Below are 25487 nucleotides of genomic sequence, written 5' to 3'. Positions count from 1 at the left end.
CCCGTCCGGTGCTTCGGCCCCGCCGGCGGCGAGTGCAGCACTAGGCGGGTACCAGGTCTCCCAGCGCCTCGCGAAGCGCCGTGCCCACGACAGGTCCCGCCACGGCCACCTGTCGAAGCTCGTCGCCCTTCATGTAGCGGTAGCTCTGCGGAGGGTGGAAGGACCCGGCGGAGCGCAGCGCATTGAGCGATACCGGCTCATCGAAGGAGACAGGATTCTCCATCGTGAGACCGCTCGCCTGCCTCGCGCCGCTCATGTAGGCGTCGTACTCCCGCCGGGTGATCCCGGTCTGTCCCCGATGAGCCGACCAGACCTCGCTGGGCGTGGCGACGTAGATGGCGGCAATGCGCGCCATGCCCACCACCGCCATGGTGGGCGCGGTCGCGTACAAGAGGACGGGCGTTCCCGGAGGCGCGGCGACGCGCTGGCGGCGAACCTCCACCGTCTTGCTGCCGGCCAGGATCGCGTTGGCGAAGCGCGGGTGGACGGACAGCAGCATCGCGCGTTCCGGATCGCTCACGTCGTTCGGTGCCCCTCTTGGTAAACCGCCTGGAACAGCTCACTGCTGATCTTGGACAGCGAGATCAGCGAGCCAGGCGACCACGTTAGCCCCCGGCCCCTGGCCAGCGAGGTCAATCGGCGCAGCGTCACCGGCTTCGGGAAGATCTCAGTGTCCGAGAACCTCAGCGCCATGGCGTGACCGGACGCGTCTGCAGCCCTCTCGACCTCAGCCCGACCATATACGCCCAGGTGTTCGAATTTCGAGAACAGAACATCCGGAGTGTCGATGAGCACCTCGTCGAGCCGCGAGCTGCCCACCACCCTCTGACCCTCTCCCGTGGAGTTGCCGTCGCTGACGTACCAGAGCAGTCGAGCCGGGACGCTCTCTCCTCGACGCTGCGAAGATCGGTAGTAGACGTGTTCCCTGCTGATGCCCAGGGCGTCGCTCCGCGCGATGAGCATGGCCGGGACGTTGAACAGCTCAGTCGACCAGCGCGGCTTGATGGGCACCATGAAGGACGGCAGCTCGGAGTCGATGACCTTGGCCGGCCACCACGCACGCTCCAGCACGGCGGTCACCTCCGCCGGCATGCCGACGTCGAGCACGGTCGCATCGACAGCAAGCTCTCGGGCCAACCCGCCGGCCACCACCTCCACCTCGGCGGCGGTCCCGCACACGTTCACCAGGAGCGCGACGAGCTCGCCGTTGTGCTCGAAGAAGCCGTCGTCACCGGCCGCGGCCCGCGCCGCCTCGGAGGGGTGCGGATCACTGATGCGGACGATCTCGGCCCCGCAATCCCTCCCGAGCCGCTTAAGCAGGAAGAGGAGCTGCCGGGCCAGGGTCTCTTCCAGGGGGTGGCCAGCTGTGCGAAGGACGGGTACAACCAGGGTTCGGCCGTCCAGCGACCACGCGTAGAGGGCGACCGGTCGGCCCTGGCCGTCCCGGAGAAGCTCACGACGCCATGCGATCCCGCCCTCGTTCAGCGACCGCAGCCGCTCAGAAAAGGCTGAGCCGTCGTCAGCGCCCGACTGCTCGAAGAAGGCGACCAGTTCATCCTCCGCGCCCGGCGCCACCTCCGCGGACCGGAACTCCGTCCCCATCAGGTCAGCCGGGCGATACACCTGGGCCTGCCGCAGCTCATCGACGTGAAGCGTCACGGTCGACGGTGAGACGACCCGGACGCGAGCCACCTCCCAGGCCACATCTGTCAGGCGAGACAGCAGCGGATCACGGGTCGCCAGGACTTGTAGACCAGCACACGAGGTCTCGGCCACATACCGCATGCCTCGCAGAAGTGCTGGGTCGGCAGCCAGGCCGGGAACCGCCTGCGTAGCGGCTTGCACCAGTTCGCGGGTTCGCTCCTCCACGGCCGCGGAGCCGGTAGAGAGCTTGTGGAGCCCGGTCAGCGCCGCCTGCTGGTGCTGACGCTCTGCCGTGTCCGTGAGGTCCCGGATCTGATGGACCAACTGCGGGGTGTAGGCAAACTCAACGAGATCCGCCATCCATCCGGCTTCGAGCGCACGGGACTCCTCGGCACCGGTGGTGTCCGTGAGGCCGCGCAGATCGGCGAACACACCATGGTCGACCGTCACCACGAGGAGCGCGTCGCTCTCCATCTCCGTGAACAGGTCCGGATGGCCGAGGTCCAGCCACCAGCCGTCCAAGATCTCCCCGTCACGACCACGCCCACGGACCTCACCGTCCGGAACGAAGCCCAGACTCCTCCACATCCCGCTCAGGTCATAGTCCCGACGGCACTTGGCCTTGATCCCAAGGCGTTGTGGATACCGCTCCTTGATGCCCTCCACCAGACGGCCCGCAATTCCCCGCCCCCGTTCCTCCTCAGCCACACACAGGTGCGCGAGTCGGATACGCGCGCTCCTCTTCGGCAGCCCGAACAGCGCGTAGCCGATCACTTCGCCGGCCTCGACCGCGACCAGAAGGCCACCGTCCTCAGCTGCCTTCTCATAGGCAGGAGGCGTCAGAAGCCCCAGCGTCTTCGTGTACCGGTCCCCCAGGGCTATGGCCTTAACGATCAACTCTTCTTGCGCGGGCGAAACGGACACCAGCTTGATCGCCATTACTACCCCCTCCAGCTGTGGCTGATCGCGACCGGCCACAACTCCCCTGTCACTGCATACAGGGAGAAGCTGATCTCAGTTGCTGCCATCCCTCAAGGGGGCACGAGGGGCGCACGGTGCTGCGGAGACCGTCGCCTGCCTCCAGAGTCCGGCCGATGGAACCGTCCCGCCGGACTCGTAGCCCCGATACCGGTCCGCCTAATTGGCTTCCGACCGATCGGCACCCGCCTCACGCAAGCGCTCGCGCACTTCAGTGTCGATCCCCTGGGCCAGCCTCCGCTGATGCTTGACCGTCGAGTGCTGGTAGATGAGCTGGGCGCGCTCCGAGGACTGGCCGGCGCGCACCATGAGGTCCTTCAGCTTGGCGCCGGTGTCGGCGGCGAGGGTGTTACCGGTGTGCCGGAGGTCGTAGAAGCGGAAGTTGTCGGGCAGCCCCACCTTCGTCCTGGCCTTGCGCCACTTCCGTCCGAACGTCGAGCGGCGGAATGGAGCGCCCTTCTCCCCGACGAAGAGGAGACCATCCGGCTCCTTCTCGGCGAACCACTGCACGTGGCGTCGCAGCTCGGGCAGGAGGAAGTCGGGCAAGTAAACGGTGCGCTTGCCCGCTCGGGACTTGGGATCGCCGGTGACCCTCCTGCCGTTGGTCAGCTCCGGTGACGCATGCGTGATCCGCAGGGAGCATTCGTCGAGATCGACACTGCGGCGGCGCAGTTCAGCCAGCTCCTCGGGGCGAAGCGAGGCGAAGGCACCGAGCAGGACCATCAGGCGCCAGCGCGGACCCATGGCGTCGGCGAGGTCGAAGACCTGCTCCACGGTGGCGGTCGGCCGCTCGTCGGCTTCCTCCCGACCGGCGCCCTTGATCCGGCACGGGTTGGTCCGCAGGAGGTCGTCATCGACCGCGGTCTGCAGGATGGCCTTCAGCAGCCGGTACGACTTGGCGACCGTCGTGGCACCCGTTGCCTTGAGCCGCTCGGCTCGCCAGGTGCGGACGGAAGGCGGTGTGATCTCGTCCAGGTCCTTGCTGCCGAAGACCGGCAGGAGGTGCAGGCGTAGCAGGCCGTCGTAGCGGTCGACCGTGGTCGGGGCCAGACCGCGCTCCTCCATCCAGCGGAGGGCGTACTTCTCGAAGTTGATCGCGCCGGCGTCCGGGTCACGCCAGTGGTCACGCTCGATGTCGGCGCGGACCAGGTTCAGCCAGTCCTGCGCGTCGGTCTTCGTGTCGAAGGTCTCGGGGGCCTTGTGGCGCTGCCCGTCCGGGCCCAGGTAGCGGGCCTGCCATCGACCGGACGGGAGCTTGCGTACGGTACCGAACTCCCGACGACGCTGGAGCTTGCGTGTCGGCATCAGGCGGCCCGCCCGTACCGAGTGCGGGTGCGCCGGGTCGGCTCGACCGTGCGCGCCTCGATGTACTCGGTGACGGCACTCTCGGGGACGCGCACGGGACGTCCGAGCTTGACGTAGCGAATGCGGCGCTCGGCGATCAGACGGCGAACGAAGCGTTCGCCGGTACCGAGCTGTTCGGCGGCTTCGGCCACCGTCAGGAGGCGGTCAGTCATGGGCGACCGCCCCCTTTCGGCTGTGCTGCTGAGTGCAACGGGCCGGGGCTATTGCGAGTCGGTGCAACGGTGAGACTTCCTTACCGAGGTCGAAACTGGAGCGGGCACGGCGGACCGGTGGTGGCTTCAACAGGTCGCGGAGTCCTGGAGCAGGGCGCGGGCCGGGACGCGAAGTGCCTGCGCGAGGGTGAGCAGGTCGTCGACGTCGCAGCGGCGCTGAGCGCGTTCGATGCGGGACAGCATCGTGTTGGACATTGGCCGGCCAAGGGCGGTGACGCGAGCGGCCAGCTCTCGCTGGGAGAGGCCGCGCTCGGTGCGGAGAATTTCGATCGTGCGGGCGGCCCTTATCCCGGCTGCGCCGATTTCCAGTGAACGTGCTGCCATGACTCCAATTCTCGGCTGTGTTCGCCGGTTTGGTTAACCGGCGATCGTCGGCTATGTTGCGCCGCCGTGCGTTTGGCAGGCGGGTGGCCATTTCGTCGATGGGTTCCCTGTGACGGCGGCCCGAGCAGTGCTCGACAGCGTCTCTGACGTGGGGTGTTGTGTTGTAGCTTCGCCACTCACCGGACGTCAACGCCTTGCCGGTGTGATCCTTCTGGCTTGACGCCCAGAACAACTATTTGGTCAACCGCCGATCGTGACCTACCGTTTTCACGCCGCCCTCGCCGCCCCGATTCCCGACGGCCTTTCTGCCGACAGAGATTCGACAGGTCAGGGCTGGACTTGTGCCGCTCGGGTGTGGCTATGTTGACGACACCCCCGGAAAGCGCGACCGGCTCTCAGCCAGCCTCGCGTCCACGGCCGGCCAACTCCCCCGCCTTTGCCGTCACGACCGACGGTGAGCCATGGGTGCCCGCCCATCGGCCACCGAGTGAGGAACACTCCGCTCTTGGCACGGATCCGCACCATCAAGCCCGAAGCCTTCGTCTCCGAATCCCTCACCGTCGTCACCCTGACCGCCGAGCGCACCTTCTTCGGCCTGCTCACTCAGGCCGACGACCAAGGCCGCTATCGCGACCACGCGGCGATCATCGCCGGTCAGCTGTGGGTTCTGCGTCCGGAGCACACTCCCGCCGAGGTCGAGAAGGATCTCGCCCAGCTGGCCGACGCCGGCCTGGTCTGCCGGTACAAGGGCCCGGACGACAAGCGCTACCTGCACATCGTCACGTGGCACAAGCACCAGAAGATCAACCGGGCCAGCAAGAGCCGCATCCCGGCCTGCCCTCGCCACAACGATCCGAACGGTGCCCCGGGCGGCACCAAGACTGTCGAGGCCGTGGCACCCGCGCCGTCCGTAACGCACGGAGCCGTCGCGGACCATGCGCCGAACCCTCACGGAGGTGACAGTGAAGGGGCACGGAACCCACACGATCCCTCGAACCAAACGGAAACCACCAACAAAACCGCAGGTCAGGAGGCAGTCAGTGAGCCCTCACCTGAACCTCATGGACTCGTGCTTGAGGCCGCGGTGACACCTCACGGTCCGGATCTAGGACCTAGGATCATGGATCTAGGATCTACCCCTTCGGGGGGCGCAAGCGCCCCCGCGGCCAGCACCGTCTCGGCCAAGCAGCTCATCGCCGAATACAGCGCGGCATGCGCCCACCGCCCGCCCCAGGACGTCCTGGGCCATCTCGGCCGAGAGGTGCGCAAGCTGCTCGCCGAAGGCATCGCTCCCGACCACATCAGGGCAGGGCTCGTCCTCCACAGGACCAAGGGCAAGCACCCCAGCATCCTGCCGAGCCTGGTGCACGAGGCCATGAACGCCGCCCTCGCCCAGCCCGTCATCCACAGGCCGTGGACAAACCCCGCCGACGCCGAAGCCGCCTACGGAGAACAGCTCTGACCTCCACCCTCACCCGCGAACCCCAGCCCGTCGGCCTGCTCGCCGACCGTCTGAACGGCATACTGGCGGGCCGCGGCATCGACCCCGGCGCCGTAGCCACGGAGCCGCCCGCCGAACCCGTCACCGCCTTGGAGCTGGCCGACGCCCGCATCCCGGCCCGCTACCGCCGCGCCCTCGCCGACCACCCTCAGATCATCACCTGGGCCGACCACATCGCCCATGCCGGACGCCCCGGCCCCAGTGGGCCCGGCATCGCCGAGGGTCCCTCCCTGCTGATCGCCGGCCCCACCGGCACGGGCAAGACGCATCAGGCGTACGGCGCCGTCCGGGCACTCCTCACCCGCGGGGTCCGCCTGCGCTGGGAAGCCGTCACCACCGCCGACCTGTACGCCCGCCTGCGTCCCCGTGCCGGCCACGACGCCGAACGCGACCTGCAGACCCTGGCCCGCAGCCCACTGCTGCTCCTGGACGACCTCGGTGCGGCCAAGACCAGCGAGTGGACCGAGGAGCTGACCTACCGGCTCATCAACCACCGGTACGAGCACATGCTCCCCACCCTCATCACGACCAACCTCCCCACCGCCGAGCTGCGCACCACCCTCGGTGACCGCGTCGCTTCCCGCCTCGCGGAGATGACCGACCGCGTCATCCTCAAGGGCCCTGACAGACGACGTCACCGCTCCCCCTGACGATGGAGGAAGAAGACCGGACGACGGAAGGGCAGTCTGCGAGCGCGCGTCCTTTCACCAGGAGGACCGGCCGCGTGCCGCGTCGAGGACCGAGCGAGGGTGTCGGGGACCAGTCCTCAATGGCCGGGGACCGGATGGCACATGCGAGGACCGAGCATCCCGGTCCCGGGACCGTGGCCGCCCGAGGTGGGGACCGGTCCTCACCAGACATCGGGGACCGGTCCCGTACGTCTCGGGGACCGGTCCCCGACGGTCCCGTCGGACACGAAAACGGTCTCCTGGCAAAGCAGCAGGTCACAGCCCCCAGGTGGGCGGAAACAACGGTCCTGCACCGCGAATGACAGTCAATCGTGAGGGAGGACCGAGCCCTGCCAGGTCCCGGTCCTGCCGAGGACCGAAGACCCGCACAACGCGGCCCGCGGTCCCCAAGCGTGATGCGCAGAGGAAGAGAGGACAGGTCCCCGCGGACCGCTCCAACCTGGAGCCCACCCCACACGGTCCCGTAACGAGCCCGCCCGGTGCCAGCCGCGCACGGCCGCCGCTACGGGTTCTCACCGTGGAACACCCACCCAGAAAAGCGACCCATGCACCAACCACATCAGCACACTCCTGACGACGTGCGTCAGGGGGCCACCATCTCAGCCTCCGACGGAGCAAGTTGGTGCAAGAGCATTGCTCCCGACGGGAGCAATGCTCTTGCGTCTCCCGCCCCGAGAGCGGCGGGCCCGGAAGCGACCGAGGACGGATCGCAAACCGGCGGGGAAGAGCTACACGCGAACCACAGCATCGACTGCGCGCGCACCTCTCCGTCGCAGCCCCGCATACAGCAGCGCGAACGCCTGCGCGACGAGAACAAGCGCCTGCACCAGCCCAGCTGCCGCATGAACGACGCCGAGTACCAACTGCTCGCCCGAGCAGCCGCCACGTGCCACATGAGCATCGCCGGCTTCCTCGCCCGCTCCGCTCTCGACGCCGCCCACGACCTCGGCCGTACCGCCGCGGACATCGCAGGCGAGCGAGAGATGCTGCACGAGCTGTTCGCGCTGCGGCGCCACCTCGGGCAACTCGGCAACAACCTCAACCAGGTCGCCAAGGCGCTGAACTCCGGCGCCGACGCATCGCAGGCAGAGGCGGTCCTCGCCACCGTCCAGCGCGCCGCCAAGCGCGTCGACGCCTTCACCCAGCACCACTTGGACAACAGGACAGCCGGGTGATCCCCCGCGTCCACGCAAGAGGCACGCGCACCATCGGCCTGCTCCACTACTTGTACGGGCCCGGCACGCACGAAGAGCACACAGACCCGCACCTGGTGGCCGCCTGGGACAGCCTCGCCCCTGATCCCGGGCGCGACTCCGATGCCACGTACGGCGATCTCCAGCGGCTGCTCGACCAGCCGGTCAACGCCCTGCCGAAGAACCGCCGGCCCGCCGAGCACGTATGGCATCTGTCGGTACGCGCTGCTCCTGAGGACCCGGTCCTGTCGGACGAGCAGTGGGGCGAGATTGCGCGCCGAATGGTCGCCGCCACCGGCATCGCTCCCGACGGTGACGACGCCGCCTGCCGCTGGGCAGCGATTCGGCACGCCGACGACCACATTCACATCATCGCCACCGTCGTACGAGAGGACGGCCGCCAAGCCCGTATCCGCCAGGACGGTAAGCGTTCCCAAGCGGAAGCCCGCGTGATCGAGATCGACTACGGGTTGCGCCGCCTCGCCACCGGCGATGGCACCGCAGCCCGTCGTCCGACCAGCGCCGAACGGCACAAGGCCCAGCGGGAAGGCCGGGAGCGCACAGCGCGGGAGGAACTTCGTGAGTCCGTGCGCCGGGCAGTGGCCGGTGCTGCCTCGACGGACGAGTTTTTCGACCGCCTGGCCGCCGCCGGTCTGCTGATCCGCAAGCGTCTCGCGCCCTCCGGCGATCTCCTCGGGTACAAGGTCGCCCTCCCTGATGACCGGAACAAGGACGGCGAGCCGGTCTTCTACTCAGGCTCCAAGCTGGCGCCCGACCTGTCCCTGCCCCGTGTCCGCGAACGCTGGAGCCGGCCCTCGGAGACGCCCACCGCCATCGGAGGTTCATGGCCGGATCAGCCTGCACTGCCGCCCGTGACAGGCCCCGCGTTCGCGCGGCGGCGGGCCGCGGCTGCCACGTGGCAGGCCCTGCTGGTGATCGACCACGGCGACGACGGCACCGCAGCAGCCCAGATCGCCGCGACCGGAGAGGTCCTGGACGCGCTGGCCAAGACCTCCGCCGCCCACACCCGGGCCGAACTGCGCGAGGCAGCCTCCGCGTTCGAGCGCGCGAGCCGCTCCCACGTGAAGGCGGTACGCGGGCACGACCGGGGCCTGCGACAAGCCGCCCGTGATCTCGTCCACAGCGGGCCGGTCCTGGGCCGGGGCGAAGACGGCGCCTGCACGGCCATGCTCATCGACATGGCCTTCTTCGTCGTGACCGCCGCGGCAAAGTGGCACGCCAGGAAGCATCACACCCAGCAGGCCACAGCAGCCCAGCAAGCCGCCGAGCACCTCCGCGCCGCCTACCAGGCCGCCTCAGTCCAGCCCATGACCGCACTGAGCCAGCGAGGCCGGCGGCTGACTCAACGTGTTCGGCAACAGCAGGCGAACCTGCTCCACCAAGTGCTGCCGGAGCTGGCCGACCAGATCCAAGCCGAGTCCGGTTGGCCCGCCTTGGCCGCCACACTGGACGACGCCCGGAGGGCCGGCCATGACCCGGCCGCCCTGCTGACCGAAGCCACGGCACGGCGCGAACTACGCTCCGCCGGATCCATGAGCGACGTCCTCGTCTGGCGCCTGCGCCGCAGCGCTCACCTGCCCGCACTACCCGACGACCGCAACGCCACGGCCCTCCGAGCCAACCGGCACACCTCGCACTCGGCGCCCACCACGCAGTCGGTGCCCGGCCCGACAGGGAATGATCCCCGCCGTGGGCGCTGACGACCGCGTCCTGATCACCTGTACCGGGCCACGGTGTACGCGGTAGGCCCGTGCAAGGTGCCTGCTCCGATCCCGTCGGTGATCTGGAGGACGTCGAAGCCGGCGAGCGTCGCGTACAGCTCCAGCTCACGCGGCCCGAGAACACGCCGACGGATCACGTCCCGTGTTTCTTCACCAGAGTTGAACACCCACTGCCGACGCATGGTGTTCATCTGGGTCCGCAGGTCCCACTCATAGCTGATGGTCACGTGGGCCGTGCCCGATCCGGTCTCGACCTCTGCTTCCTGCGGCTCATCACGCTCGATCGGCGCTACGGAACAGCAGAGTACAAGGAGCGTCCCGGGACGGGCGTGCGCTGCGAAGGTCCGGAAGACCGCCTGGATGTCCTGGTTGTCGTGCACGTAGGAGAGGGAGTTTCCCAGGCAGGTCAGCACGTCAGCGGTGTGGTCGAGTCGGATGGTGCGCATGTCGCCGAGGCGGATGTCGAGGCCGGGCCGTGTGCGGCGGGCGTAGTCGACCAGGCCGGGCTGGAACTCGACACCGATGCAGTCGAAGTGGCGGGCCAGCAGCTCCAGGTCTCTCCCGGTTCCGCAGCCCAGATCCAGCAGAGTGCGGGCGTCCGGGCGGTGCCGATGGACGAGCGCCCGACAGCTGCTCGCGCTGGTGCTGTCGGACTGCACTCTGTCGTACAGGGCGGGGTCTCGGTAGAAGAGGTTGGAGGCTGCCAGGTGTCTGGGTTCGGCGATGTCCAGGCCGCTCATGCGAGGCTCCGCAGTCCGACTTCCAGGGCGAGTGTGTCGCACAGCAGGTCGGGCACCGCGGGAGTCCGCTCGGCGTGGTCGCGGGCCCGGCTGAGGGCGTCGGCATCAACGTAGCCGAGATCGATCAGCAGGGAATCGGTCAGCATCTCGTCCAGGAGAGGGAGCCCGTAAGTGCGCAGTCCCGACTCCATGACCGCGAGGAAGTTCTCCGGCTCGGTCGGAGCCGCGACGGACTCGGGCAGACCCGTCCGCCGAAGTCGGTCGCGGAACATCCTCTTGTCGCGTTTGTACTCGTACGGCAGCTGTTCCATGAAGCGGATCATCCGGGGGTGGACGAGCGGGGCCACCGGCCAGATACCGAGTCTCACGTACGCCGGATTGTGCAGGCCGAATGCCATGAGCGTCGGCACAGGCAGGACCGGGATGGGAGCGAGGTTCTCGTTCACCTGGGCCAGCGCCGCGGTGGCCTTGTCGCCGAGCCATGGCACCGGCTCCATCGGCGGGAGTCCGGCTTCCGTACGCGAGTGGTGGGCGTTGACCTCGTCCCCGCCGCCACCTGTGAAGATCAGCTCGCAGCCGTGTGCGGCCACGTGCCCGCGCACGACGTCGAACGCTTCCTGGTAGAAGGCGCCTGCCGGATCGTGCGGCTGTCTGCGTTCCCTCACGCCACCAGGCACGAAGGGCGGGTGCTGCATCGCCGGCACGGCGGTGTCCCGCAACCCCAGGTGATCCACCAGTGAGCGGCGCCGGTCTCGCTGGAGCTGGCCGATCCGGCCGCCCATGAGCAGCCCCATGGTGTGCACGGAGCCGAATCCGGCCGCGACGGCGGACAGTGCCACGTTGGCCGAGTCCGCTCCGCCTGACACCTCGACGCCGACGCGGCCGGCCGTCGATCGCCACTCGGCCACGGCCTCGGTGAGCAGTGCGTCGAACACGGTCACGGGGTCCACTCCGCTACGGAGGCTGCGGGGTTCCAGGACGTGTTGGGCGGGCTCGGGGTAGAGGATGGAGAGCCCTGCCGGCGTGAAGACCGCGGTAGCGCGTTCGGTGAGTCGGTACACGCCGTCGAAGAGGGTGTCGGTGCTGTAGCGGTGTTGGCGGCTCAAGGTGCGGGCGACCGCTCGTGGATTGAGCCGGTCGGGTCGCAGGTGCGGCCGGAGGTCGACGATGTCCCAGGACCCGAAGATCTCGTCGCCGACAGCTGTGAGGTACAGCGGGACGGTACCCAGCATTCCCGCCGAGACCTGGATCTCGTCGGGCCGGACGAGCAGCGACGTGTAGTCGGCTTCACCGTCTCTGTCTTCCCGCACCAGCACACAGACGCTCGATCCGTCGCCCGGTATGAGGTCCGCGACCAGGACGGTTGCGTGAGCGGGTCGGATCCAGCTCTCCCCCTTGACCCAGCGGTCTGTGTCCCATCGCCAGCCGGCGTCCCGGGTGTCTGCCAGTCGCACACGAAACGAGAGCACTCCGCTCCCCTCCTCTACGGAGCGGCGGAGCAGGACGCCAGGCCCTGCTCCGCCGCGTTCACCGGCCGGTCAGCTGCAGTGGTCGCCGTTGTTGTCGCCGCCGCCGGGCATCTTGTCGAGCAGCGCCGCGTCCATGCTGGGGACGCCGGTGACCAGGTCTCCCGTGAAGAGTTCGTCGATGATCATGGCTGTTCCTTCCTCCTGCGGAGTGGGTGGACGGGCCCCGCGAGCTGCGGAGCCCGGACCCGTCCCTGCCGCCGGCGTTCACGGCGAACTGGACGGGAGCTCGTTGGGTGGGGGCCCGCTCTGGCCGAGGGGAGAGAGCGGCTGAGCCCTTCCCCGGTGGGGACCGGGTCTTCCCGAGGGCTCGCTCGGCCAGAGCGGGAGTCGGTAGGTCCGGAGTGGACCGGTGGTCTCTCTCAGTCGGGGGCGAGGTGCCACAGAGCCCAGGCGACCGGGGTAGTAGAGACGATGATCAGGGCCGACGGCAGCCACTGCCGCCAGCCATAGGGGCGACCTCGCCTGCTGCGCCGCCGGCTCACCATCCCCGGGACACCGCCACCACGATCGATCCCCCGAGCACCATGACGCACGCGATGTACATGACCTGAGCCGTGACCTGGCCTTTCACCGCGCGCCCTGGTCCTTGCCACACTGTTGCCCCACGGTCGGCGCGAGGCCAGGTCGGCCGACGAAGACGCGTCGTGCTCGTTCCTGGTCGGGCAGGGTGGCGCCGATCCGGCACACCGGCGGCTCGGCCGGGGTTTGGTCAGCCATCGTTCTGGTCCTTCTTCCGGGTCGCGCGGTAGACGTCGGCGAAGCGTCTGGTCAGCGCGCCGACGTCGCGCATGTACTGGTAGGCGATGAAGTGGGGGGACTGCTCCGTCGGCCGACGCGTCAGGTCGAGGACCCGGTAGCCCTCCCGGAACAGCGCCTGGACGGCCGGGTCCTCGTCAAAGCCGAGTTCCTCGGCCATCAGCACTCTCAGGTGGCTGACCAGGTCTCGGGTCGTGGCGTCGATCACCGGGCGCTCGGGCATCGACAGCCGGATGGCCAGCGCTGTCTCCACGGCCTCGTCGACCGCCTCCAGGACAATCGACGCTCCAGCCACCTCGGACGACGTGACGCTTCCTGCTGCCATGTCCGCACCCCTTCTCCGGCCTCCACCGTTGTCGTTTCTGACAACGTCCAGAAAAGCGGCTCGCGTTGGCGCAGACCACGGCATCCACGGGCCAGTCCTGGGTCACTTCTGGGACAGCCCGGTGCCGTCGGGTTAGACGCGGGTTGATGCGTGGAAAGGGGGCGGCATGGGGCTTGCGGAGAGGCGCAGGGCGCTGGGCTACAGTCAGGAAGAGCTCGCGCACGCCCTCGGCGTGGACCGACGAACCGTCGGCCGCTGGGAAGGCCGCACCACCACGCCGCAGCCGCCGCTGAGACCACGGCTGGCCGAGCTGCCCCACCTCGACCTTGACGAACTCGACGCGTTGGTGGGACAGCCACAAGCAGTCCGACCGGAGTCGGCAGGGCCGCCGCCTCGCGACCACCATGGCTCAGGGGACCTCGACGACATGATCCGACGCCAGTTCCTGCGCGCCATCACCGTCACCAGTGCCCTGGTGGCCCTGCCCCCCCGATGAGGGCGCAGCCCTCGCGGAGGGCGCGCTGCGCGGGATGTCCGATGACTTCCTGCGCATGAACGGACACCTGTGGCAGGTCTACCAACTCGCCCGCGCCAAGCGTTCCGTCTACCCGGTCGTCCGCGACCAGCTCACCGCCCTGAACGAGACCCTCGGCGGACGGCCCGAGGTCGAAGCACAGGCCCTGTGCGGCGCGGCCGGTGACCTCTTCCAGCTCGCCGGAGAACTGGCCTTCGACGGCAACCGCTACACCGACGCCGCCGCCTCCTACACGCTCGCCGCCTCTGCCAGCCAGGAGGCGAAGTCCTACGACCTGTGGGCGTGTGCCCTCGTCCGCCACGCCTACGTCGATCTGTACGAACGCCGGTACGCCGACGCGGTCGGCGCGCTGTCGGCCGCAGAGAAGGTGGCAAGGCGCGGGGACGGTTCCCTGTCCACCCGCTACTGGGTCGCTGCCGTCCAGGCCGAGGCGTACGCCGGCCTCGGCGACCTCTCCGCCTGCGAACGCGCCTTGGACGAGGCGGAGAAGGTGACCGGCCTGAGCGGGGCGGCCCACAACGGTGGCTGGCTGCGTTTCGACGGCTCCCGCCTCGCAGAAGAGCGTGGCGCGCGCTACCTCCAGCTCGGTCGCCTCGACCTCGCCGAGAAGGCACTCAGCAGCGCGCTCAGCCAGGACATCCTCGCTTCCAGCCAGTCCTTCCGCCGACGCGGTGCGGTCCTGACCGACCTCGCGGCCGTCGGCGCCCGGCGCCAGGACCCCGACCAAGTAATCGCCTACGGCGGGGAGGCGCTGCGACTCGCCCGCACGACCTCCTCGGGTTACGTCGCCCGTAAGCTTCTGGGGTTGCGAACCGACCTCGGCCCGCTCACCCGCGACGCTCGTGTGGCGGAGCTGGGCGCCGAGATCGACGCACTGTGCACGACGTGACGAGAGGGGAAGGCATGTCGCAGTCCGAGGGCGCCCGACTGTTCCGCGAGGCTTGGATCACCGGAGTGCGCAAGCACTTCCCCGGCGAGCCCAAGCCCGGTTACGTCACCCCCTGGGAAGAGACACCCGAGTGGGAGCGCCAGGCCGCCGGCGCCGTCCACGACCAGGTGCGCCAGTTCCTCGACCTCAGCGACCGCCACGCCTCCCGCCTCACCCGCGAGCAGAAGAGCCGCTTTGTCGCCACCTGCTGGACCGCGCAGATGTACAAGCACTTCGAGAACCCGAAGCCGGGCTATGTCGCCGACTGGGCTGCCCTGCCCGACTGGCAGAAGGAGACCGACGCGGACATCTTCGAGGCGATCGAGGACGCTCTGAAGTAGTCGCACGGGACTGCCATTCAAGTCGGCCTGCGCAACCGCCGGGCTTCCTACGGCGTCGATCGGCCCTCCCTTCGCGGCTCGTTTCCGACCGCCGCGTCACGGTTCAGCTCCTGTGGGACCGGCGCGGCGAGGGGGCCGGACAGCGGGCGGATCCTGCTGAGCATGCGCGCGGCTCCGAACTGTTCTGCGGGGTTTCTGGTTGTCCCTTTTCGGGACGGGCGTCATGTCCCGACTCGGGACAAACCTCTTGTCCCGACTCGGGACGGGCTTCCTCCCCCACGACCGCCGAGGCTTTGACTGTCACCATCGTGGCCAGCCCGTCAGCCGCTGCAACACCGTCGTAGCCGTAAACAGTGTGCTCGCCGTCCTGACGGTCGGCGACGACGCCTTCATCGAGCAGCATCCCGGGGATCCCGCCACCTGCTGGCCTCGCCGTCCTCGTCACGGTCCTGGCCGCGTCCGTGGTCCTGAGCATCCGACGCCCGTGCCCGGGCGGAGCTGCGCTCCTCGCGGACCGGGGCGAGGACGGCGCTGAGTACGGCTCGCCGGAGACGAGCCGACCAACCGCCCGGGAGACACTGCGTCTGGACAGACAGCGGGATGACGACTGCCCCTGGTCCGGACATACCTGGCTGGCCCGTGGGCCGTGCCCGCGCGGTGTGCGCCGACTGCCCCGGTGCCGTGCGAGCAGGGCCGCGTCGGAGCACCATCGACGGGAAGGCAGCCACTGGAGGGTCCGTGCGCGATGCGGTGGGTGATGACGTGGGGCCGTGGCCGGCGGACGAACCGGGTTTCTGGCGGCAGGTCGTCGAGCGGCTGGGCACGGCGGTGCTGGTGCTGGACACAGCCGGACGGGTGATCGCCGCGAACCCGGCGGCCGAGCGGCTGCTGGGCCGCACCGCCGCCGCGATGCGGGGCGCCGACGCACACGATCTGCTGCACCGGGACGCGGACGGCAACAAGGTGCCGCGAGACCGGTGCCCACTGCTCCACGCGCTGGCCGAGGGGCAGGGGGCGCGAGGGGAGGGCGGCACGTATCTGCGCGGTGACGGTCGTCTGCTGGCTGTCTCCTGGTCCGCGTCCCCCTTGACGGAGGACGGCTCCGTGCAAGGCATGGCATTGCTGTTCACGGACGCCACGGGGGACCGCCGCGTCCATCGGGAGCGAACGGCGCGCACGCGCGCCTTGGAGGACCTCAACGAGCGGCTGTCCCTGGTCGCGGAGATCACGGGCGTCCTGGGGCAGACTCTGGAGACCGACGAGGCGCTGGCCCGCCTGGTGCGGCTGCTCGTGCCCCGTCTGGCCGACTGGGCCGCGGTGGACCTGCGGACCGGTTCCGGCGAGGTCCACCGGGTGACGGTGACCGGTCCGGAGGGACGGGACGCCGGATTCCAGGGCCGGAGCGTACTCGGCGCGGAGGGAGCCGGTGAGGGGGAGGACTCGCCGCTGGGCCGTGCGCTGACCGGGGGCGAATCCGTGCTCCAGGACCGGGTGGCTGCCGTCACCCCGGCCGCCGCACATCCGCCTCTGGTGGCTCTCCACAGTGGCTTCCTGGCCGCGGTGGGTGCGCGCTCCGCCATCACGGTGCCGCTCGGCGCCCGGGACCGGATCACCGGGGCGCTGACGGTGGTGCGCACCGACCCGGCGCATCCCTTCGACGAGGACGACCTGGCGGCAGTGAGTGACGTCGGCCGCCGGGTCGGCGTGGTCATCGACAACACCCGCCGCTACGGCCGTCAGCGCGCCGTCGCCGAGGCGATGCAGCGCAACCTGCTCGCCCCGCTGCCGCAGCACGGCCATCTCCGGCTGGCCGCCCGCTACCAGCCCGCACCTGCGGGCTCGCAGGTCGGTGGGGACTGGTACGACGCCTTCATCCTGAAGGACGGCGCGCTCGCCCTGGTCATCGGTGACGTCGTGGGCCACGACCTGACCGCGGCGGCCGGTATGGCCCAACTGCACGGCATTCTGCGTTCGCTGGCCTGGGACCACACGGGACCGCCCGGCGCCGTCGTCGACCGCCTCGACGCCGCCATGCCGGTCATCACCACCGTCCCGCTGGCCACCCTGATCCTCGCCCGCGTCGAGGGCGACCCGGACACGGGACCGTGGACGCTCCGCTGGACCAGCGCGGGGCACCCGCCCCCGCTGCTCCTCTCCCCGGACGGCACCGCATGCTTTCTTGAAGCCGGCCAGGGGCTGCTCCTCGGCACCGGATCCGTCGGCGACGCGGACCGACCGGACGCCACGCATCCCCTGAAGCCCGGCTCCACCCTGCTGCTGTACACGGACGGGCTCGTCGAGACACCGGGCAGCGACCTCGACACGGGCCTGGACCGGCTGCTCCGGCACGCCCTCACTCTCGTCCACGAACCGCTGGACAGGCTGTGCGGAAAGGTCCTCGCCCACCTGCCGCCCGGCAGCACCGACGACGTGGCTCTGCTCGCCCTGCGTGTACCGCCGCCATGAGACGTGGTGGCCGTCGGACCGGGCCGGTGCCGCGGAGGCGCCCACCATCTGCCACGCCACTGATGACCTGCTGTCACGCCGCCTTTACGCGCCGAGGAGTAGTCTGAGGAGACCGAGGGCATCAGGCACGCCGGTGGCGGACCGGCTCCACCCCGGTATCCACCGGCGTTCGTCACGCGGAAGGGTCTCCCCCTTCACCCCGCATACGCCCGCCAACTCCCTTCCCGCGAACTCGCGGCGGTCGTCGGCGTTTTTTTCCGGCAAGAGCGGCCAGGCACGACCTCCAGCACCCGGATCCACCGGCCACGTCCGGCGCTGCCCGACAGCCCGCGGACCGTCGGCCGCCGTGCCCTGCCGAACCGGCCGGCAACCACCTCGTCAGAAAGAACCCACGTGATCACCACAGTCCCCACCGCACCGTCCACCCCGCCTCCGCCCCCGCCCCTGCCCCTCGTCCGCCTGCGTCTCGCGCCACACGGCGCGCTGCCGCGCCGGATCGACGGGGTGTGGTGGCCGTACTCCCGCGATCTTCTGACACAGCTCCCGAAGATGCTCGCCGCGCTGCCGAGAGCGTGGGGCGACATCACCGGCGTCACCGTGGACGCCGCGGCCTGGTCGGCGGCACCGGGGCGCATGTTCGTCGCCAACCAGGTCGTCCGCCTGCACAAGGCCCCCGCCTCTCCGCACGCTCCGGACCGGGTCGTCCTGCTCTCCCCCGGGCTCGGCCGTTGGGATCTGCAGGTGATCCCGCCGGACGCGACGGAGGAAGCAGCCGCTCTCCTCACGGCCGCCGCCCTGGACGACCGGCGGCCCGGCGCCGACGGAGAAGCCCGGCCCCCGACCCCGACGGCGGCGGCAGGTCCCCACGGCCGTGTGGGGCCCACCGGGCGGGGCACCCGGGCCCCTCGGTGGTAGGAGCCGCCGCGGGCACGTCCATGTACGCACCCGCTCCCCGCGCCCAACTCGCCCTGGGGCCGCCCCGAGTCATCCGCCCGCTTCTGAGAGAGACGTCCTCATGACCATGGCCACCACCACCGCCACGCGCTCCGACACTCCCGGCAGCGACTTCGCCCGGCTGTCGAAGAAGATCGCGGACGCCGGACTGCTGGGGCGCCGCCCCGGCTACTACACGTTACGCATCACCGCCGTGACCGGGCTCTACGCCGCCGGATGGGCCGCGTTCGTCCTCGTCGGCGCCTCCTGCTGGACACTGGCGATCGCCGCGTTCCTGGCCGTGATGTACGGGCAAGTCGCCCTGGTCGCCCATGACATGGCCCACCGGCAGGTGTTCCGCCGCCGCCGGGCCAGCGAGTTGTCCGGACGGATCGCCGGCGCGTCGATCGGCATGAGCTACGGCTGGTGGCAGGACAAGCACACCCGTCACCACGCCAACCCCAACACCGAGAACCTCGACCCCGACATCGGACCCGACCTGCTCGTCTGGTCCCCGGACCAGGCCCGCGCCGCCACCGGACTGCCCCGCCTGCTCGGCCGCTGGCAGGCGTTCCTCTTCTTTCCCCTGCTCACGCTGGAGGGCTTCAACCTGCACGTGGCGAGCTGCAGGGCCATGGCCAACCGCCGGCTCAAACGCCGGGCGGTCGACGGCGCTCTGCTCCTGGGGCACTGCGCCGTCTACCTGGCCGCCCTGTTCTGGGTCCTGCCGCCCGGGATGGCGATCGCCTTCCTCGCCGTCCACCAGTGCCTGTTCGGCGTCTACCTCGGTTCGGCCTTCGCACCCAACCACAAGGGGATGCCGATCCTGACGGCCGACGACCGCCCCGACTTCCTCCGCCGCCAGGTGCTGACCTCACGCAACGTCAACGGCGGCCGGTTCACCGACCTGGCGCTCGGCGGCCTGAACCACCAGATCGAGCACCACCTGTTCCCGAGCATGCCCAGCCCCAACCTGCGCAAGGCCCGCGCCATCGTCCGGCGGTACTGCCGGGACCTGGGCGTCGACTACGCGGAAACGGGCCTGGTCGCCTCCTACCGGTTGGCACTCACCAGCCTCCACGACGCCGGCGCCCCGCTCCGACGGACCCGCGTCCCCACCTAGCGGGGCGAGACGCCGCCGTGGGTACGGCGGCGTCCAGGACGCAGCCGTCCGCGTCCGCCGTACCAGGAGCCCCGGCGCTCGCCGCCGTCGTTGGCAACCGGGGACCGTCGGCGTACCGCCGGCCCTTCGTCGGTCTTCCGGTCTGGTGCGACGACACCGCTGCGGCCGTAGTGGAAGGCGGCGCTTCTGTCCCCGTGCTGAGAGTTCAGCCGGTGGATGAGGAACGCGCCTGCCGCGATCACCGCCAGCAGCACGAACACCGTCACCAGGATGTCCATGGCCCTCACACCCTTTCCGGCCGGTCCTCCGGTGTGGCGACGGCGACTCGAAGCCATGGAGAAGTGACGGAAGCACCGGCTCCATGTCCTCCTTCGGACTCCCACACCGCTTCCCTGGTGCGGTCGGCCTCGGCGGTCACCGTCAGACGCGCGGCATCCGCCAGCAGGCTGCTCGCGGTCGCTATCCGGCGCGGGTCGCTCGCAGCGGCCATCAGCCAGGCGGCCGCGGCCGGAGGCGTCTGCGGGGGAACGACCAGCAGGTTCCAGCGGCCCACGTGGTAGGAGAGCAGCAGCAACTCGTGCTCGTCCTGCTCGAAGCGGAACCAGCCCACCTTCACCACGTGCCCGGCGACAGGCACCTTGCGCGGGACGACCGGCCACTGGGCGGGGTTCACCGTGACCCGGGTGACCCGCCCCCACAGCGGATCGAGAACGGACGCCAGGGCAGGCAGTTCGGCGGCGAGATCACGCGAGCGTGGCCACCAGGCGCCGTCCAGCAGAAGCGGTGCCGAACCGGCGGGAGCGAGCGAGAGGCGTACGGGGGACATGGGACGCCGGTCTTCGGACGTCGTCGGAGGGGAGACGGTCGCAGTCATGACGCGAACCCTGCCCCGGGCGGGCCTGAGCCGACCCGGCGTATTCGATCACCGAAAACGGCACAGACGCGAAATGTCCGTGCGCGGAGTGTTCCCGGTACCTCCAGCCTACTCTTCGCGGCGCCCGAGCAGGCCGTACGCCGGGAGCAGCCCACCCGATGAGGCCGAAGCCTCTCGTCGGGGCTCGTCGAGGAGTAGCCTGAGGACTTCGAGGGCTTTCGTGCACCGGCGCCGCCGGTCCCGTCCTCGGTCACCCAACCACCGGGCGCTCCGTCAGCCAGCGCAGGCCCGCAGTCAGGCTTCTTCCTCATGATCATGAACTCCACTCAGCTGCGTCCGCACGCGGCACCGTTCCGCTCACGTGCCGCGCGCCTCGTCCTCGGATCCGCCAGCCGTTTCGGCCGTCCGGACGGCGCTTGGTGGCCACGGACCCGCGACCTGGCACGAGAACTCGGCGAACTGGCCGACGTGATCGATCCGCTGTGGGGCCGGCTCACCCACGTGGCCGTCAATCCCCGCCACTGGCAGCCTCTCCCGCACGGCCTGGTCGTCGTCAACGGCTACGAGGTGGCGGTCGACCGATTCACCGAGGTGCTCAACCCGCACAGGATCCTGCTGCAGTCCTACACCGCGGGCCGCTGGGATCTCCTCGTGGTGCCGCCCCCGACGAGCGCGTCGTCAGCAGCCCGGCTCATGGCGGCCGTGGCGTAGCGCAGCGGCGCGTGCATGCCCCGGACCCACACGCTCCGTGCCGGTGTCGACGAGGATCTGTTCCGCCGACGTCTGACTGCCGGCGCGCACGGCCGCGGCCATGGCCGCGCGGGCCGCGTCGGCCGCGGTGTGCGGCGGAACCACCAGCAGCGAAAAGAGATCATTGCTGCCCCGAGTGATGAGAACGGTGTCGTCTCCGACCGGGAAGGAGTCGATGCGGACGACACGACCGTCGATCGTCAGCCGCGTCGGCAGCTCGTCCCAGGCGTCGGTGTCCAGACCGACACGTGTGATCGGCCCGAGGTACTCGGACAGCGCGGAGACGAGGCCGGGCAGTTCACCGGCGATGTCGCGGGAGCGTGGCCACCACGCCCCGTCGAGCGCACCCTTCCGGTCATGCGTCGTCTCAAGCCGCACCACCGCGGTTCCAGGTCGCGAAACCGCCTGATGCACAGCGTCGGGCAGGAGCCTGCTCACCCGCGGGGGGTCGGGGTCGGACATCGCACTCGCCTGCCTACCGGGGACGGCAAACCGAAAGCCTCCTGGTTTCACGGTACTCCTCGGCCGACGACGGCCGGGATTCCACGATCACCGGGGCACTCACCGTCACCGCCGCATACGCGTAGAAGAACAAGGTCGAGCTGTGCTTCCTCCCCCACCCACCACCACCGCAGCCGCCCCGCGACAAACCCAGGCACTGCACCGCTACCTGCGTCGGCGCAATACCAACGCCCGCCACCACGACGTACTCCCCCCACCGCAAGGAACGCGCTGACCAACCGCGGACCGCAGCCCCGCGCCGAAGGCGGCAACCGCGCGTGCCGCGCAGACCCAGGGGTGGCAAGTGCGAGAGGGCAGGCCGGTAACCGGTGCACCAAATTACGGCGTCGGCGGGCGCGCGCGTGCCGTCGGCCCAGGCGACGCCGTCACGGTCGATGCGGGCGAACATGGGCGACGCTTTGAGCCGCCCGGCCTCCCGGGCCTCGCGCACCGGCGGTACGGCGACGATGTCCCCCAGCGAGGCGACGCCTCCCGTGTCGGTGCGGCCCTCGCCGAGGGCACGGCGTCGGGCGGTGGCCGCGTCGAACAGGGCGCGGCCGTCGATGTCGTCGGCAAGGTACCGGGGCGGACGCTGGGTCACCCAGGTCAGTTCGGTGTCGTGGGCGAGGTCGGAGCGCGATCTTCGTCGTCGACCGTCACACCGGTACCGTCCACCACGCGAAGACGGGGCCGCTCAGACCGACCATGGCATCACGCTGATCGTCTACCTGAGCCTACGCAAGCGCCTCGGAGCCTCTGCGACGCCGGAACACCGATAGCGGGCAGCGCAGCATCCACCCCCTCGGCCCGCCTTGCTGCCGATACTCGACAAAACCTCGGTCCACGCACACACCAAGTCACCGATGTCCAGCAACAGCCCCCGGACCTGCCGGAGCAGAACGCGCAGGACCACAACACCCGCGACGCTTCCGAGCCCCATCCCGATCCACCACATCGGCCGCCTCCTCGCCCAGAACCCCAGGCTGCCTGCGGCGAAGATCGAAGTCTGTACCCAAAGAGACGCTTTTTGTGATCTTGGCATCCTCGGTTAGGAGTGTGCACACGCAAGTCACCGTGGCAGCAGTGCTCCCCCGCCAGGCATTCCTCATCGCCAAGTGCCCAGCGGCCCTCCGCGAAGCAGCGCCGACCAGCCTCGTGCCCACAGCGTGCCCATACGACCGGACAACAACGGTAAACAGCGGCGCGGAACAGGTAGCCGAAAGCGCGCTCCAGAATACGTAGCCGCAGGTGAGAGGTGGTCTCACCCGTGAAGCGCCCTCGCTTCCCAAGCTGAGAGCGCGAGTTCGATTCTCGTCACCCGCTCCACGCGAAACCCCCAGGCCATCGGCCCGGGGGTTCTTTGTTGTCCAGTCCAATTTGAGGGTGGCGTGGCCCTCTGCGTGCCCTAAGTGCAGGCCAACGGCCCCTGTCGAAGCTTTCGTGCGCCGGCTCAGCCGAGTCGAGGTCGCATCGTCTCGAATAGGGAGACGCGTTTCGTGTGATCCGCGCCACTTGTGTCGCTCATGGGCGGGAAGTCACTCCCGCAAAGCAATTGCGCTCACGGCCACAGCGGGTAAGGCCAGCAGCCAGAATCGCGGCGTATCGACACGGTGCCGGAGGCCCTACCAAGTCAGCTGGCTGGGCCTCCGCTCGCACGACTCACCGCACGACCGACAGGTGGGATCGGTCGGCCTTGCCGACGCGATGCCGCCCCTCTCCTGCCTGCGTGGTGACGACCAGGCCGAAGACAAGGTCATTGAGGTCGGCCGGCTGGAGATGCAGCTCGCGGGCGATGTCCGTGAGATGCATGCCTTCCCTCCGCAGGGCCGTGAATACCTTGCCGAGCACCTGGGAGCTCTCGCGGATCACACCGCTGTTGGGCTCGGACTTGCGGTAGCCGAGGCGCCCGAGTTCCACACAGTGAGTCCGGTACTGCCACTCGGTGGTCAGGCCAAGCTCGTGCAGCCGATGAGCCAGAGCCATGGCAGCCACCTTCCAGCGGCGCTTGGCCTGAAGGATCCAATTGGTGCTCGCGCCGCGTGGGGCGTGGGCGAGGACGTCCGCTCGTGGCATGAGGAGGGCTGCCGCGAACCGGTGGGCCTCGGCTTCAGCCTGAGGGCCGTGCGGCATCTGCTCTTCGCCGTGGAGGACCAGGTGTCCGAGTTCGTGGGCCGCATCGAAACGCCCACGTTCTGCGGTCTTCTCGGTGCTCAGCAGCACGAACGGTAGCCCGCGATCCCAGAAGGAGAAAGCGTCGACCTCGGGGCAGTCGCGGGACAGCGAGAAGACTCGTACGCCATGCGCCTCAAGGAGATGCACGACGTTCGGGATCGGCGCATTGCCGAGACCCCAGCGAGCCCTCACCAGCATCGCGGCTTCCTCCGCCGGCACATCGGCACCCGCCGCCTCTCCGGGGTGGGGAATCTGCTCTTCGCCCAAGCCGAGGCGGCTGAAGGAAGTGAGCGACGGGATGTCGGGAGCGGGCAGGCGGAAGTGTCCGCCGATCCAGTCCTGAAGAACGCGCGCCAACCGTCCAGAGCTGAGGGCGATGTCCCGCTGTGAGGCGGTCATCTTGCTCAGAGCCCGGAAGCTGACCGAGCCGACGGTCAGCTCGGCGACCTCGTCGGCGTCGAAGAAGGAGGGCGGAAACTCCAAGGCCGCTGCGATCGCCTTCAATGAGGGCGGGCTGGGCGCGGCCCGCCCGTTCTCGTAGTCGGACAGCCTGCGCGGCGTCAGGCCGGCCATCTGGGCGAGCCGGGTGACGGTCAGTCCTCGACGCTTGCGCGCCAGGACCAGCCGGGATGCGGTGGTCATGGGAGGAGCCAAGTGGTGTGGTGGTGCTGGGTCGTCAGGACAGGCGCTCGATCGGAATGTCGATGCCCCCCTGGTCGTCGTCGATGTCTTCGACGAACGGGGTGAAGCCCTCGAAGTCGATCCAGGGGAGAATGATCCGCTCGTGCCAGCTGCTGATCTTGCCACGGTTGCCTGGAGCGTTCGGGAACGAGAGCTCGGCGTGGAGCCGCGTCCCCTGGTCGGTCCTTGCGTGGTGATAGAGCAGGAACCAGGTCGGGATGCCGTCACCGACGTCCTGCTGCTCAGGCTCCGCATCACGCTCGCCGAACAACAGCAGTTGCCGGTTGGCCTCCACCCTCTTCATCACCGCGTTGCCCTTCGGGTAACGCGTGGAGGGCGTCAGCGCTGCGTACCCCGTCTCCGCGCTTCCGCTGGAGGCCGTGATCGCGAATTCGCCAGAGGGTGCGACGAGGAGCGGGACATTGCTGGGGCTGGCACTGGTCCAGCCCTTCGGGATGTAGGTCTCCCGCAGGAAACGGATCGTGCGGCCCCAGAAGATGTTGCCGGGCAGCGAGACCGGGTCCAGCGGCGTGCAGAAACTGCGCTCCGCTTCGGCCCGACGCAGAGCGTCCTCGATCGCCTCGACCGACAGCCCGAGCTCGGCAAGCCGATCACGGACCCGAGGGTTCTCCGCGTGCACGACAGCCATGACCAGCCCTCCTGGCTCACCCTACCGACTTCCGGAAACTCTCCCTCATATGAGGTGGAAAATCAAGAAGCAGGGCTGGTCATGGTGGCCGTTGTCGACTCGGACGGGCCGACGTCACGCCTCATAGGCCCCCGCCTCATCGGTGCCGGTCGCACGCATCTGAGCCCGCACCTCGGCATCGATCCCCTGAGCCAATCTGCGCTGATGCTTCGCCGTCGAGTGCTGGTAAATCAGCTGCGCCCGCTCCGAGGACTGGCCCGCGCGGACCATGAGGTCCTTCAGCTTGGCACCGGTGTCGGCGGCGAGGGTGTTGCCGGTGTGGCGGAGGTCGTAGAAGCGGAAGGTGTCCGGCATGCCGACCTTCCTCCTGGCCTTGCGCCACTTCCGGCCGAAGGTCGAACGGCGGAACGGGGCGCCCTTCTCACCTACGATGAGCAGGCCGCCCGGCTCCTTCTCCGCGAACCACTGAAAGTGCCGGCGTAGCTCCGGCAGCAGGAAGTTCGGCAGATAGACGGTGCGCTTAACGCGCCAACGCC

The 25487-nt window shown here is 69.5% G+C and carries 25 protein-coding genes and 2 pseudogenes; 11 read left to right on the top strand and 16 right to left on the bottom strand.

The window, feature by feature from the left end:
• Positions 1 to 40: 40 nt before the first annotated feature.
• From AY578_RS17320 to AY578_RS17300, 5 genes are all read right to left on the bottom strand, one after another.
• The gene (locus AY578_RS17320) at positions 41 to 520 is read right to left on the bottom strand and encodes an ASCH domain-containing protein (protein ID WP_224219990.1); all 480 of its coding nucleotides are present in this window, start codon (positions 518 to 520) and stop codon (positions 41 to 43) included.
• Positions 517 to 2583, bottom strand: coding sequence for a GNAT family N-acetyltransferase (locus AY578_RS17315; protein ID WP_121546822.1), 2067 nt, complete (start codon positions 2581 to 2583; stop codon positions 517 to 519). Before AY578_RS17315 ends, AY578_RS17320 begins: the two co-directional genes overlap by 4 nt.
• A gap of 198 nt (positions 2584 to 2781) precedes the next feature.
• Positions 2782 to 3927, bottom strand: a complete 1146-nt coding sequence (locus tag AY578_RS17310) for a tyrosine-type recombinase/integrase (RefSeq protein WP_037640757.1) — start codon at positions 3925 to 3927, stop codon at positions 2782 to 2784.
• Positions 3927 to 4139 (bottom strand): excisionase family DNA-binding protein, encoded by a 213-nt coding sequence (locus AY578_RS17305; protein WP_031043819.1) that lies wholly within the window; start codon positions 4137 to 4139, stop codon positions 3927 to 3929. The genes AY578_RS17310 and AY578_RS17305 overlap by 1 nt, the downstream gene beginning before the upstream one ends.
• Positions 4140 to 4265: 126 nt before the next feature.
• Positions 4266 to 4523, bottom strand: a complete 258-nt coding sequence (locus AY578_RS17300) for a helix-turn-helix domain-containing protein (protein ID WP_030401440.1) — start codon at positions 4521 to 4523, stop codon at positions 4266 to 4268.
• Positions 4524 to 5028: 505 nt separating this feature from the next.
• On the opposite strand from AY578_RS17300, the gene AY578_RS17295 reads away from it, so the two are divergent.
• The 4 genes from AY578_RS17295 to AY578_RS17280 all read left to right on the top strand — a co-directional run bounded on the left by AY578_RS17295 (position 5029) and on the right by AY578_RS17280 (position 9627).
• On the top strand, positions 5029 to 5985 hold the full coding sequence (locus AY578_RS17295; RefSeq protein WP_136238936.1) for a hypothetical protein: 957 nt from the start codon (positions 5029 to 5031) through the stop codon (positions 5983 to 5985).
• A complete protein-coding gene (locus tag AY578_RS17290; RefSeq protein WP_030401442.1) occupies positions 5982 to 6674 on the top strand; it encodes an ATP-binding protein in 693 nt (230 codons plus the stop codon). Before AY578_RS17295 ends, AY578_RS17290 begins: the two co-directional genes overlap by 4 nt.
• A 785-nt stretch (positions 6675 to 7459) precedes the next feature.
• The gene (locus AY578_RS17285) at positions 7460 to 7888 is read left to right on the top strand and encodes a plasmid mobilization protein (RefSeq protein WP_370878991.1); all 429 of its coding nucleotides are present in this window, start codon (positions 7460 to 7462) and stop codon (positions 7886 to 7888) included.
• A complete protein-coding gene (locus AY578_RS17280; RefSeq protein WP_258902950.1) occupies positions 7885 to 9627 on the top strand; it encodes a relaxase/mobilization nuclease domain-containing protein in 1743 nt (580 codons plus the stop codon). The genes AY578_RS17285 and AY578_RS17280 overlap by 4 nt, the downstream gene beginning before the upstream one ends.
• A gap of 14 nt (positions 9628 to 9641) precedes the next feature.
• Here AY578_RS17280 and AY578_RS17275 read toward each other — a convergent pair whose 3' ends face one another.
• The 4 genes from AY578_RS17275 to AY578_RS17260 form a co-directional block, all read right to left on the bottom strand.
• Positions 9642 to 10388, bottom strand: coding sequence for a class I SAM-dependent methyltransferase (locus AY578_RS17275; protein WP_136238934.1), 747 nt, complete (start codon positions 10386 to 10388; stop codon positions 9642 to 9644).
• Positions 10385 to 11698 carry an asparagine synthetase B family protein gene (locus AY578_RS17270; RefSeq protein WP_258902949.1) on the bottom strand — a complete coding sequence of 438 codons (1314 nt, stop codon included), beginning with the start codon at positions 11696 to 11698 and terminating at the stop codon, positions 10385 to 10387. Before AY578_RS17270 ends, AY578_RS17275 begins: the two co-directional genes overlap by 4 nt.
• 786 nt (positions 11699 to 12484) lie before the next feature.
• Positions 12485 to 12634, bottom strand: coding sequence for a hypothetical protein (locus AY578_RS17265; RefSeq protein WP_158002360.1), 150 nt, complete (start codon positions 12632 to 12634; stop codon positions 12485 to 12487).
• The gene (locus tag AY578_RS17260) at positions 12627 to 12998 is read right to left on the bottom strand and encodes a hypothetical protein (protein ID WP_007453357.1); all 372 of its coding nucleotides are present in this window, start codon (positions 12996 to 12998) and stop codon (positions 12627 to 12629) included. The genes AY578_RS17265 and AY578_RS17260 overlap by 8 nt, the downstream gene beginning before the upstream one ends.
• A gap of 166 nt (positions 12999 to 13164) precedes the next feature.
• On the opposite strand from AY578_RS17260, the gene AY578_RS34270 reads away from it, so the two are divergent.
• From AY578_RS34270 to AY578_RS17230, 6 genes are all read left to right on the top strand, one after another.
• Positions 13165 to 13494: a helix-turn-helix transcriptional regulator gene (locus tag AY578_RS34270; protein WP_442480569.1), complete on the top strand. Its 330-nt coding sequence runs from the start codon at positions 13165 to 13167 to the stop codon at positions 13492 to 13494.
• Positions 13495 to 13528: 34 nt separating this feature from the next.
• Positions 13529 to 14422 carry an NsdA family TPR-like regulatory protein gene (locus AY578_RS17255; protein WP_442480568.1) on the top strand — a complete coding sequence of 298 codons (894 nt, stop codon included), beginning with the start codon at positions 13529 to 13531 and terminating at the stop codon, positions 14420 to 14422.
• Between the two features lie 14 nt (positions 14423 to 14436).
• Positions 14437 to 14802: a hypothetical protein gene (locus tag AY578_RS17250; RefSeq protein ID WP_007453337.1), complete on the top strand. Its 366-nt coding sequence runs from the start codon at positions 14437 to 14439 to the stop codon at positions 14800 to 14802.
• A gap of 738 nt (positions 14803 to 15540) precedes the next feature.
• The gene (locus AY578_RS17240; protein ID WP_168713452.1) at positions 15541 to 17268 is read left to right on the top strand and encodes a SpoIIE family protein phosphatase; all 1728 of its coding nucleotides are present in this window, start codon (positions 15541 to 15543) and stop codon (positions 17266 to 17268) included.
• A 393-nt stretch (positions 17269 to 17661) separates the two neighbouring features.
• Positions 17662 to 18183 (top strand): DUF5994 family protein, encoded by a 522-nt coding sequence (locus AY578_RS17235; protein ID WP_037640747.1) that lies wholly within the window; start codon positions 17662 to 17664, stop codon positions 18181 to 18183.
• 100 nt (positions 18184 to 18283) lie between these two features.
• Positions 18284 to 19324: a fatty acid desaturase family protein gene (locus tag AY578_RS17230; protein WP_033276643.1), complete on the top strand. Its 1041-nt coding sequence runs from the start codon at positions 18284 to 18286 to the stop codon at positions 19322 to 19324.
• Here the strand turns inward: AY578_RS17230 and AY578_RS17225 are convergent.
• Together AY578_RS17225 and AY578_RS17220 are read right to left on the bottom strand one after the other, a co-directional pair.
• Complete coding sequence (locus AY578_RS17225; protein ID WP_033276642.1) at positions 19321 to 19602, bottom strand: hypothetical protein; 282 nt, start codon at positions 19600 to 19602, stop codon at positions 19321 to 19323. The two genes, AY578_RS17230 and AY578_RS17225, sit on opposite strands and share 4 nt — an antisense overlap.
• Before the next feature lie 5 nt (positions 19603 to 19607).
• A complete protein-coding gene (locus tag AY578_RS17220; RefSeq protein WP_033276641.1) occupies positions 19608 to 20198 on the bottom strand; it encodes a DUF5994 family protein in 591 nt (196 codons plus the stop codon).
• A gap of 315 nt (positions 20199 to 20513) precedes the next feature.
• Between AY578_RS17220 and AY578_RS17215 the strand changes: the two genes are divergently transcribed.
• Positions 20514 to 20909 carry a DUF5994 family protein gene (locus AY578_RS17215; protein ID WP_203550461.1) on the top strand — a complete coding sequence of 132 codons (396 nt, stop codon included), beginning with the start codon at positions 20514 to 20516 and terminating at the stop codon, positions 20907 to 20909.
• Here AY578_RS17215 and AY578_RS17210 read toward each other — a convergent pair.
• The 5 genes and pseudogenes from AY578_RS17210 to AY578_RS17190 all read right to left on the bottom strand — a co-directional run.
• Positions 20877 to 21410, bottom strand: coding sequence for a DUF5994 family protein (locus AY578_RS17210; RefSeq protein WP_258902942.1), 534 nt, complete (start codon positions 21408 to 21410; stop codon positions 20877 to 20879). The genes AY578_RS17215 and AY578_RS17210 overlap by 33 nt on opposite strands.
• Before the next feature lie 310 nt (positions 21411 to 21720).
• Positions 21721 to 22083 (bottom strand): annotated as a pseudogene (locus AY578_RS17205) (pyridine nucleotide-disulfide oxidoreductase); the annotation flags it as partial.
• Between the two features lie 1025 nt (positions 22084 to 23108).
• Positions 23109 to 24263, bottom strand: coding sequence for a helix-turn-helix domain-containing protein (locus tag AY578_RS17200; RefSeq protein WP_136238932.1), 1155 nt, complete (start codon positions 24261 to 24263; stop codon positions 23109 to 23111).
• Between the two features lie 34 nt (positions 24264 to 24297).
• Positions 24298 to 24951, bottom strand: a complete 654-nt coding sequence (locus tag AY578_RS17195; protein ID WP_136238931.1) for a hypothetical protein — start codon at positions 24949 to 24951, stop codon at positions 24298 to 24300.
• Between the two features lie 114 nt (positions 24952 to 25065).
• Positions 25066 to 25476: pseudogene (locus AY578_RS17190) on the bottom strand (tyrosine-type recombinase/integrase); the annotation flags it as partial.
• Between the last annotated feature and the right edge of the window lie 11 nt (positions 25477 to 25487).

The organism is Streptomyces thermocarboxydus (genome assembly GCF_024760485.1).
In the GTDB taxonomy this organism is placed as follows: domain Bacteria; phylum Actinomycetota; class Actinomycetes; order Streptomycetales; family Streptomycetaceae; genus Streptomyces; species Streptomyces cellulosae.
This window is presented reverse-complemented; position numbering and strand designations above follow the sequence as displayed.